2 protein-coding genes are annotated in these 1,918 nt (G+C 65.5%); one reads left to right on the forward strand and one right to left on the reverse strand.

All coding sequences use genetic code 11. From position 1 onward, the window contains the following. Positions 1-713 (forward strand): biotin synthase BioB (bioB, locus tag AD89_RS0117655; protein ID WP_025781007.1); only part of this gene is annotated, 713 nt, incomplete at its 5' end. 14 nt (positions 714-727) lie between these two features. Here bioB and AD89_RS0117660 read toward each other — a convergent pair. Further along, on the reverse strand, positions 728-1,918 hold a 1,191-nt coding region (locus tag AD89_RS0117660; protein ID WP_025781009.1), incomplete at its 5' end, for an AMP-binding protein.

Here is a 1,918-nt window from a genome sequence, read left to right on the forward strand (position 1 = left end):
TCGTCAACCTCAAATCGGGAATGTGCCCGGAAAGCTGCACCTACTGCTCTCAGTCGCTGGGCTCGACGGCGGAGATCCTCAAGTACTCGAGGCTGAGCACCGACGAGGCCATGGATCAGGCGAGCCTGGGCATCGGCGGGGGAGCCTCTCGAGTCTGCGCCTGCCTGGGCATCCTCAGAGAAGGGCAGGCCGAAACGCTCAAGGAAGCCGGAGCCGACGCCTACAACCACAACATCAACACCGCCGAGTCCTACCACGACACCATCGTCAAGACCCACACCTATGAGGACCCGGCGAACACCTTCGAGCTGGCCAAGACCGCCGGAGTCTCACCCTGCAGCGGCCTCATCGTCGGACTCGGCGAAAGCGACGAGCAGATCATCGAAGCGCTCTTCGCGCTCAAGGCCCTCGGCTCCGACTCGATCCCGATCAACTTCCTCGTCCCCTTCGACGGCACCCCGCTCGAGGGGCAGTGGAACCTCACCCCGATGCAGTGCATGAAGATCGTCGCGACGGCCCGATTCGTCTGCCCCGACCGAGAGATCCGTCTGGCCGGCGGCCGCGAGATCCACCTCAGGTCGCTGCAGCCGATGGCACTGCAGCTGGCCAATTCGATCTTCCTCGGCGACTACCTCACCGCCGAGGCGGCCACCCACACTGATCCCGTCATCCGCAGGCGCGGTGCAGGCACCGCTGCAGTCGCCAACGCCTGAGGGGCCGCATGCCCTCAGGTTTGGCGCAGGCTGCGCTTGAGGATCTTCCCCGCCGAGTTCTTCGGCAGTTCGGCGACGAACTCCACCCGCTTGGGCACCTTGAATCCGGCCAAACGCGACTTGACGTGGCCGGTGACTTCCTCGGCCGATAGTGACGGCTGGCCGTCCTTGAGGACGACGAAGGCGGCGACCGCCTCGATCCACTTCTCATCGGCGATCCCGACCACAGCCACCTCGGCGACCTGGGGCAGTTCGAAGATCGCGTCCTCGACCTGGCGGCTGGCGACCAGCACGCCGCCCGTGTTGATCACGTCCTTGACCCGGTCGACGACCTCGACGAAACCCTGCTCGTCGACCTTGACGAGGTCCCCGGAATGGAACCAGCCGTTGTCGAACGCCTCGGCGGTGGCTTCCGGGCGGTTCCAATAGCCTTCGCACAGCTGCGGCGACCGATAGAGGATCTCGCCCTCCTCGCCGGGGCCGACGTCGTCACCGCCGGCGTCGACGACGCGGGTCTCGACGAACATGACCGGGCGACCGGCCGAACCCGGATGATCGTCGTGCTCGTCGGGACGCAGCACAGTGCACAGGGGTCCGAGTTCGGACTGGCCGAAGCAGTTGTAGAAGCCCAGCTGCGGAAGCCGCCGGCGCAGCCTCTGAAGGATCGGCCCGGGCATGATCGACGCACCGTAGTAGGCCTTGTGGAGGCTGTCGAGGTTGCGGGTTTCGAGGTCGGGGCTGTTGGCCAGCGCTACCCAGACGGTGGGAGCGGCGAAGAACGAATTGATCTGGCGTTCCTCGAAGATAGCGAGCAGCTGCTCGGGCACGGGTGCAGGGACGATGATGTTGTGCGCGCCGATCGACAGCAGCGGCAGCAGGAAGACGTGCATCTGCGCAGAGTGGTAGAGCGGCAGGGCATGGACGGCACGATCCGTCGCTGCGAAGTCAAGGGACATGAGGGACGACAGGTACTCGTGCAGAAGGGCACGATGGGTCATCACCGCGCCTTTCGGCGCCGAGGTGGTGCCGGAGGTGTAGAGCAGCTGAGCCACGTCCGCGTCATCGACGGTGAACTCCGCACTGTCGGCAGGAGCGATCTCCTCCGCTGTGGCGACCGGAATGAGATCGGCGAAGTCGATCACTTGCGCCCGGGCTCCGGTCGGGGTTGAGGTGACAGCGGATATAAGGTCGGCGTCGGCGAAGAC

Source organism: Brevibacterium sp. VCM10 (genome assembly GCF_000583215.1).
GTDB lineage: Bacteria > Actinomycetota > Actinomycetes > Actinomycetales > Brevibacteriaceae > Brevibacterium > Brevibacterium linens.